General features: G+C 38.1%; 8 protein-coding genes and 2 pseudogenes. 8 read left to right on the top strand and 2 right to left on the bottom strand.

Going from position 1 to position 7773, the window contains the following annotated elements; genetic code table 11:
* The 7 genes and pseudogenes from IEV85_RS24445 to IEV85_RS24415 all read left to right on the top strand — a co-directional run.
* Positions 1-257 (top strand): annotated as a pseudogene (locus tag IEV85_RS24445) (hypothetical protein); the annotation flags it as partial.
* A 231-nt stretch (positions 258-488) separates the two neighbouring features.
* Positions 489-1502, top strand: coding sequence for a tyrosine-type recombinase/integrase (locus IEV85_RS24440; RefSeq protein ID WP_188467903.1), 1014 nt, complete (start codon positions 489-491; stop codon positions 1500-1502).
* Positions 1495-2418 carry a tyrosine-type recombinase/integrase gene (locus IEV85_RS24435; protein ID WP_188467902.1) on the top strand — a complete coding sequence of 308 codons (924 nt, stop codon included), beginning with the start codon at positions 1495-1497 and terminating at the stop codon, positions 2416-2418. Before IEV85_RS24440 ends, IEV85_RS24435 begins: the two co-directional genes overlap by 8 nt.
* Positions 2419-2489: 71 nt before the next feature.
* A complete protein-coding gene (locus IEV85_RS24430) occupies positions 2490-2741 on the top strand; it encodes a type II toxin-antitoxin system Phd/YefM family antitoxin (protein ID WP_188467901.1) in 252 nt (83 codons plus the stop codon).
* Positions 2738-3016 (top strand): Txe/YoeB family addiction module toxin, encoded by a 279-nt coding sequence (locus IEV85_RS24425; RefSeq protein ID WP_188467900.1) that lies wholly within the window; start codon positions 2738-2740, stop codon positions 3014-3016. Before IEV85_RS24430 ends, IEV85_RS24425 begins: the two co-directional genes overlap by 4 nt.
* A 1233-nt stretch (positions 3017-4249) precedes the next feature.
* Entirely contained in the window at positions 4250-5221 is a 972-nt protein-coding gene (locus IEV85_RS24420) for an RHS repeat protein (protein ID WP_188467899.1), read from the top strand.
* A gap of 14 nt (positions 5222-5235) precedes the next feature.
* Positions 5236-5883 carry a DUF4738 domain-containing protein gene (locus IEV85_RS24415; RefSeq protein WP_188467898.1) on the top strand — a complete coding sequence of 216 codons (648 nt, stop codon included), beginning with the start codon at positions 5236-5238 and terminating at the stop codon, positions 5881-5883.
* 155 nt (positions 5884-6038) lie between these two features.
* Here IEV85_RS24415 and IEV85_RS24410 read toward each other — a convergent pair whose 3' ends face one another.
* A complete protein-coding gene (locus tag IEV85_RS24410; protein WP_188467897.1) occupies positions 6039-6536 on the bottom strand; it encodes a hypothetical protein in 498 nt (165 codons plus the stop codon).
* Positions 6533-6865 (bottom strand): helix-turn-helix domain-containing protein, encoded by a 333-nt coding sequence (locus tag IEV85_RS24405; RefSeq protein WP_188467896.1) that lies wholly within the window; start codon positions 6863-6865, stop codon positions 6533-6535. Before IEV85_RS24405 ends, IEV85_RS24410 begins: the two co-directional genes overlap by 4 nt.
* Positions 6866-7013: 148 nt before the next feature.
* Here IEV85_RS24405 and IEV85_RS24400 point away from each other — a divergent pair.
* Positions 7014-7773: pseudogene (locus IEV85_RS24400) on the top strand (hypothetical protein); the annotation flags it as partial.

The raw sequence follows: 7773 nt of genomic DNA, 5'->3' as shown, positions 1-7773 counted from the left end.
GGCTGAAAATGGAAGGGAAGACCACATTTACCAACAAAGAAGTAAGGCAGTTTTTACGGATCAACCCCAGTAACCAGAAGCGGTATATGGTGCAATTACAGGAATATGACTACGTGGAAAAAGTGGCTGGAGAGAAGGGAAAACCGCACGAATACAGGATTACCGAGCTGGACGAATACGAGCAGCTAAAAAACGGCATTACAGGCATACTGGACAAGATTATGAGCGGTTTAGCAGGAGCAAAGAAGCCAAAGTAAAAGTCTCCTGGGGAGACTACACGGTGCATGTTATAGGACAGGGCACCTCAATAAAGGAAAGAAAGAGAAGCAGAGAATAAGAGGGAAAACAGGACGAAATAAGTACAAAGTCCACAGCGGTTCACTACCAGTTCAAAACCTGAATGAACCACTAAAAGCAAAGAACCACAACAAGTTACAGGCAAAGTTCAAAAGTTCTGAAAACACCAACCGAAGCAAATTTTTAGTAGGATGAAAAAGTTAAATCTATCCAACGCCTCTTACAGATATTTAGAGCAGAGTTTTAAAGAATGGCTGGACGTGCAAGGCTACGCTACAAGCACTGTTTACAACCTTCCTTTGCACGTACGTGAATTACTTCATTACCTGGAACAACAGGAAATCAAGAACATTAAAGAGCTGAAAACACAACACATTGAAAGCTATTACCACCAGTTAAAAGAAAGAAGCAATCAAAAAAGGGGCGGTGGCTTGAGCAATGCCCACCTGAACAAACATATACAAGCCTTAAGAAAGTTTACAGAATACCTCAGGAAAGTGGGCAGGCTGGATATACCACCCATCCGCCTGGAGAATGAAGAAGCCACAAACAAAATCATTTACCTGACAGAAGAAGAAATCCAGCTGCTTTTTAAAGTGACTTACCAAAAGCCTGATAAACAGCCCAACACATCGGAAACAGTTTATGAAGCTATACAGGCAAGAGACAGGGCAATGCTGGCGATCTATTACGGCTGTGGCTTGAGAAGAAATGAAGGCGTGCAACTTGATGTTAGCGATATCAATTTTGACAGGTCGATCTTGCACGTTCGGAAAGGAAAGAACTATCAGGAAAGATTAGTGCCAATCAGCAAAACCAATCTGAAATACCTGCAGGACTATGTGTATGATCATAGAGGGGAATTAAGCAGAGGAAGAAAGACAGAAGCCTTGTTTATCGCTTATACAACAGGTAACAGGTTACAAGGTCAGAGCCTTTTTATCAGGTTGAAAAACCTTCAATATCAGACAGGAGATAATGATTTAATAGAAAAGGAAATCGGGCTGCACACGCTCCGCCACTCTATAGCTACACACTTTTTACAGGCAGGCATGAAACTGGAAAGTATCAGCAGGTTTTTAGGGCATGGCAGCTTGGAGAGTACGCAGATTTACACACATTTAGCAGGCATCCCCATAGAACAGGTACAGCGGTTTAACAACATCCCAAGGTATGAAACCAATCAATTAGAAAAAGATGAATAGTGAAGATGTGTTAATAACAGGTTTTGAAAGTTACCTGCAATCCAAAGGTTTTACCAGCAATGGCATAAAGAGCAGGCTTAAAATCTTAAAACGTTACCGAAAGTGGCTGGCAGAGGAACATCTGGAAGCAGAGCAAGTGACCTATAACGAGCTGTTAAGCTTTATGAAATGGTGCAGCAATAAAGGGGCAAGCCAACGGACAATCCAAAGTTATATGGGCGCAATCAAGCATCTGTATGAATATTTTATCAGGGAAGAAATTACGGATAAGAACCCAGCCACAGACATAACAGTAAAAGGCATCAAAAGAAAAACACTCTACCACATCTTAGAAACACACGAACTGCATGCGCTTTACAATAGCTATCCGGCAAACAGCTTAGCCCAAAGAAGAAATAAAGTGATATTGGGCATGTTGGTCTATCAAGGCTTAAAAACGGCAGAGCTTGGAAAACTGGAAACAAGTGACATCAACTTAAGGGAAGGAAAACTTTACGTGCCGGGAAGCACCAGGAGCAACAGCAGGGAAATGAAATTAGAATCGCATCAGGTAATGGACATCTATGATTATGTTTTAAAGATCAGGGGAGAGTTTGCAGCAATGGACACCAAAAGGAAATACCAAACTAAAGAAGCTACTGATAAATTATTTATCGGGGAAGGAGGGAACCAACCTTCAGGAGGACTTAGCAACTTTATGACCCAACTGATGCTAAGTGTTCGAAAGATCAATCCGAATGTAAAGAATGCCAAGCAAATCCGCACAAGTGTGATTACCAAATGGCTGAAAATGTACAACCTGCGGGAAGTACAATACCTTGCAGGCCATCGCTACATCAGCAGTACAGAAAGTTATTTACAAAATGACATGGAAGGCTTGCAGGAAGAAGTGCAGCAGTTCCATCCGTTGGGTTGATAAACTAATTTTGTGAAGTTTACGTTTTAATAATATATTTGTACCAAATTGGTACACAAAATAATAAAATTATGTTAGTTATAAGCAGTAGAGAATTTAGACAGAACCAGAAGAAATACTTTGAAAGAGTAGACAATGGCGAACACGTTATTGTTCAGCGGGCAAATGACAAAGCCTATGCATTAACTCCAATAACGGAAGATGACATGTATTTTAATGCTGAAATGGTCAATAAGATAAAGCAAAGTATTTTAGAGGTTAAAAAGGGTGAAGTTAGTCGTGTGTCTACTTCTAAAGGGATCAGTGATTTATTGGGTCTATGAGTTATACTTTAGAGTTCTCTAAAACAGCCTTAGAAGATATTGAAAAGCATAAGAAATCAGGTGATAAGTCTACCCTTAAGAAGATTGAAAAGCTGCTTAATGAATTATTAGAACATCCCACCAATGGAACAGGTCAACCTGAAATGTTAAAGCATGATTTAGCCGGCCTATACTCTCGAAGAATTAATAGAAAGCACAGATTAGTTTATTCCATCAAAGAAGAAATCGTTACAGTCTATGTGTTGAGTGCATGGTCTCATTACGGAGATAAATAATCCTCCTTCCAAAGTTTGCCGCTTGAAGGCGGCACGCTCCCGGCTTATGGCCGGTAGCGGAAAAGCGGTGTGCCTGTGGTGCGTTAGCAAGGCTGCAGTCCGGAAAAATGCAAATCTTCACGCCTTAAAACATGCGCTGTACACTGATTTTAGTTGATGGATCACCCACTTAGCAAAAAAGCATAAGCAGGTAAATCGGCATCAGAGTACAGCGCATATTTAGCCGACCCTCAAAAAGCCCATTTGCATTTTCCTCCCTTTGCTTGCCATCCGCTCCTCGGCACGTCTGTTCCCTTTTGCTTTTTTGTTGATTGATGAGCCTCCGGCAGGTAGGCAAAAAAACAAAACCACAGCCAGAGTTAGGCGGGCCTGCGACCACCGCCAGGCACTGCCAATCATGCTCGTTCCTCACACTCCTCTTGGCAGGCTGGCCGGTGGTACCCGCAGTGGCCCGCATAGCAAACAGCGTAGGTAATAGCAATCTGGTTAGTTTTAAGCAGTCATCATCAAATCTTTAGTGAGCAGAAACTTACCGCGCTCTGTAGGCAGGTTTACATTTAATGAAGGGTAGCAGTTCGCTTGGAGCATCCCGATAAAAACCAAATGGCAGGAAAGTAAGTGCTTAACAACAAAATGAAATGATGCCATTTACTTTTTTCCGGGATGTTTTACCGACCGATATGTCCCTTAAAAAACAGAGATTAAAGCTATTAGAAAGAAACCTGAAGTTTATAACCTATAAATAAGTGGTTTAATCAAAATTTTTTGTGTCCTCTGATATGATTTATAGTAACTGGAACTTTGACAATAAGCTAATAGAGATAGAGCTATAAGGATGAGAAAGATAAATAGGAGAAAGTAGTGTTATACATTGTAGATCAGTTATTTATATAATTTTGAACTCTCAAAAATCTTCCGCATACTTGTCAAAATCCGATGAAATAATCACGTCCTAATTAGTAATGTAGTTAAGTGATATTTTTGGAATATAGAAATAAGAGAATAGAAATATAGCCACTTAATTTAAAGACAGATGGAAGAAGTAAAACTTGTAAGTGAGATAATACAGGTTAGTATAAATGAGCTAGGGTCAATAGTAATATCGCTGATAGGGCTACTTGGAATACTTAAGATGCTAAAACAACAAACCAAAAAACTGTTTGATAAAGAGTCTTAGACTTATTTGCTGGTTCAAGAGGATTATTATAAACAAAAAACTATCTTGAAAGCTCAATGGGCTGTTTAAAATTATACGACCAAGAGGCAGGGGAAGGCATAGGCAAAACCGCATTTTTTTCAGGGGAGAGCCTAAAGAAAAAAGAGGGTACGCTAAAAAATCGCTATAATTACTATCCCTTCGGTCTGACTTTTAACTCCTATCAGAGGAGCTATAGTAAGGAGAATAATTTCAAGTATAATGGAATTGAAAGGGATCCTATTTTGGATATGGACATGGCATTTTTTAGGTCGTATGATCCTGCACTTGGTAGGTGGTGGCAGATTGATCCTATTATAAAACATCATGAATCCCCTTATGCATGGGTAACTAATAATCCATTATCATTTAACGATTTTTTAGGAGCTGACTCAACCCAAAGAGCTAATGCTGTAGCGAAAGCTGAAGAATATGTTGCTAAAAATCCTGGTGGGAGCTATGAGTTAGGAGCTAAAGGGAGTCCAGGACAAAATGTTGACTGTTCAGGGTTAGTTACAGGGTGTGTTGTAGCAGGAGGTGAACCTGATCCTAATAGCGGAAATTCGAATGGAGTAACTAACATAGCAGAAAACACTACAGCGGTAGAAGAAAGTGATGTTGAACCTGGAAATATTGTGATACTAAACGACAAAAAACATACGGGTTTGATTACAGAAGTTGTGAGAGATAAAGATGGTAATATAACTACCTTGAAAATGATTGATTCTGGAGGTTCTGAAGGTCCACGGAATACAACCTTAATAGATGGTGGTAAAAATAAGTATTATGGCAATAGAATTGTTGGATATAGAAAATTTGATACAAAGCCTGATGCTCAAACAGGATCATCGTCTCAAAATAGTCAAGCTGGGGCATCAATTTATACAAGTAGACCTATTACTGTGCCTAGGTCGACAAACACCGTTACCAATAGTGAATCGATGTTCGATGGTTTGGTAAGGAAATTCAATAGTTTTATCAATGAACTAGACAGACAGATATCTAATTAATACCAACAATGAAGATGAAAACTTATAATTTTACTTTTGTTAAAAAATATCCGCTATTGCTCTTTTTATCAATTACGATAACCACTTCTTGTATAGAGCAAACTAAAAAAGGTGAATCAGAAAACACTTCACAGATGAATAAAGAAGAAGATTCTATAAATAAAAAAGAAGAGGACTCTGAAAATAATGGAATTGATCCAGAGGAACTTTTTTTTCTTGAGCAGCAAAAAAAAGCAAAAGAAAAAATAATATCAATGTATGATTCAATAATAGCAATAGACACTATTTTAAATGTAGATAATGATAAAATACAAATTAAGTTCAAGTATTATTGCTTACTGGATAGCGGGTTAAGGGTGCCACAGAAATATTACGACTCAAAAGAACCTTTCCTATCTCACAATTTTGCATCTGATTTAGAAATATTGAAAAACACTAAAAGGATATATTCTAAGACAATAGATAAGGAAATGTTTAAATCTATTTTATTTGAGGAGCTTAATGAGTATGGCGCTTTACTTTTTCCTTCTTTTAAGGGCTTGGATACTGAAAATAAAGAACTTGTTTTTCACTTCAGTATAACAATACCAGCTACTGATGTTGGTAAGAGTGCGACACTTTATGTGGGTTTAGAAGGTGAGGATAGAATATCGCAATATTAACTAGAAGGGAATGGTCTACTACTCAAGGATCAGATAAGAAATAATCAAACCCCAAGCTTTATAGAGAGGCTTGGGTTTTTTAATGATTTAGCAGGAGCATTATTTACAACTTTAAAAGAAGTTCATATATTTAGAAATAGCCAGAGTTATAAATTTTATTCTTTTTCCCAAGAATATCTAATATCCGAAAATACTATTATTATAAAGGAAGCAAAGATAGTAAGTAACAGGGGGGATTTAAATAAGTAGTACAGAAACCAGTGTTCTTCCACATTAAAGGGAACAAATTGGTTATTAAAATTTTCAATATTAATTAAGTAAGTAAAGGATAATATAAGAAGCAGAAATGCATTAAAATGGTGTTTACTGTCTAATTTTATACTATCAAAATCAGAATTAATTTTGTCTTTAATAAAACCGATTAAAAAAGAACTCGCTATCCATACAAACCTTCCCGAAGCAATAAAAATAAAGAACCAAATAAAGGGAGCAAGCTGAATATTGCCCAAGTCAATAGTAAGCTGAAACAAAGATGCTTCCTGAAAAAGTATTAAATAGTTTTCAAAAAACAGTATTACAACAAATATTTGAGCTAAAGCAGAGGCGTCAGCAATTACAGGGATCAGGTTTTTCTCTAAAACACTCTTAATCATATAGAATAAGCTTTTTTAGCATTAAAATCCCTTAGCAGTGCATCGATAACGTGTAGAAGCTGTTTTTTTTCTTCTTGTGGTAGTTTAGAAATAAGTTCGAGCCTTTTGAGCGCAGCTGTATCCAGCTCAAGATCAGTTTTGCCCACCAAATAATCCAAGGAAACATTAAGTGCCTCCGCCAACTTAATTACAACCTCAATAGAAGGCTTTACTTCATCCCTTTCATATCTGCCAATTAGGTCACCGGAAGTTCCTGCCAGTTTGCCCAGCTCTTGCTGTGATATTTTTTTACTCTTGCGTAAAGTGGCGATATGGCTGCCTAAAGTCATAGATAAGTAAGTAAAATGATATAAATATGAAGCTATTTACAATAATAACTGATATAAATATCATAATCAAATCATATAAGTCTTGCTTTGTTCTGATATATCTTATAGATTTATGATAAATATATCAGTAAAAAATATTTTTCAGTAAATGATGAAGGGAAATAATGAAGCACTAAACACCACTAACCCCGACCACCTGACTTTTGAAAGTGGCATGTTGCAAATCGCTATTTTAGGAGGTATCAGATTGGAAGGGCTAGACAGGATGCGGGCAACGTTGAAAGTACAAGTGGAACATTTAAGTTTACGGCACAACCTGGACTTATACAACGATACTCAGGTTGAAAAGCTAATCAGGAAAATAGCAGAACGTTTGGAGGTTGGCACCAGTGTAGCGGCTGCAGCATTAACAGAACTCACGGACGAGCTGGAAGCCTACAGACTAAAGGAAATAGAATTAAAAGTCCAAACACAGGACAAGCGAAAACAACTCACCACAACAGAAATCAAGGCAGCGCAGCAATACCTGAAAGCCCCCAACCTGATGGGCAGGACAATGGAAGACATCGGCAAAGCAGGCGTGATAGGAGAAGAAAACAACAGGCTTTTGATGTATTTGATCTTTACCAGCAGGAAACGGGACAATCCACTCCATGTAATCAGTTTTGGAAGCTCGGGCATAGGCAAGACCCACCTGCAGGAAAAAGTAAGCGCACTGATCCCCGAAGAGGACAAACTTGAAATTACGAGCCTGAGCGGAAATGCCTTTTACTATTTTGGACAGCAGGAACTTAGAAATAAACTCATCTTAATCGAGGATCTGGACGGAGCGGAAGAAGTGCTTTATCCGTTACGGGAGATCAAAAGCAAAAAGCGAATCACTAAAACGGTAGTGGTTAAGAATACCA

The sequence above is a fragment of the Marivirga lumbricoides genome (assembly GCF_014636295.1).
GTDB lineage: Bacteria > Bacteroidota > Bacteroidia > Cytophagales > Cyclobacteriaceae > Marivirga > Marivirga lumbricoides.
Note: the sequence above shows the minus strand (reverse complement) of the source record. Positions and strands in the feature narration are given on the sequence as shown.

What these genes read in the sequence shown, in the direction of transcription:
- IEV85_RS24435 (WP_188467902.1), top strand. Translation starts at nt 1,495, where the DNA reads ATGAATAGTGAAGATGTGTTAATAACAGGTTTTGAAAGTTACCTGCAA.
- IEV85_RS24430 (WP_188467901.1), top strand. Translation starts at nt 2,490, where the DNA reads ATGTTAGTTATAAGCAGTAGAGAATTTAGACAGAACCAGAAGAAATAC.
- IEV85_RS24405 (WP_188467896.1), bottom strand. Translation starts at nt 6,865, where the DNA reads ATGACTTTAGGCAGCCATATCGCCACTTTACGCAAGAGTAAAAAAATA.
- IEV85_RS24440 (WP_188467903.1), top strand. Translation starts at nt 489, where the DNA reads ATGAAAAAGTTAAATCTATCCAACGCCTCTTACAGATATTTAGAGCAG.
- IEV85_RS24420 (WP_188467899.1), top strand. Translation starts at nt 4,250, where the DNA reads ATGGGCTGTTTAAAATTATACGACCAAGAGGCAGGGGAAGGCATAGGC.
- IEV85_RS24425 (WP_188467900.1), top strand. Translation starts at nt 2,738, where the DNA reads ATGAGTTATACTTTAGAGTTCTCTAAAACAGCCTTAGAAGATATTGAA.
- IEV85_RS24410 (WP_188467897.1), bottom strand. Translation starts at nt 6,536, where the DNA reads ATGATTAAGAGTGTTTTAGAGAAAAACCTGATCCCTGTAATTGCTGAC.
- IEV85_RS24415 (WP_188467898.1), top strand. Translation starts at nt 5,236, where the DNA reads ATGAAAACTTATAATTTTACTTTTGTTAAAAAATATCCGCTATTGCTC.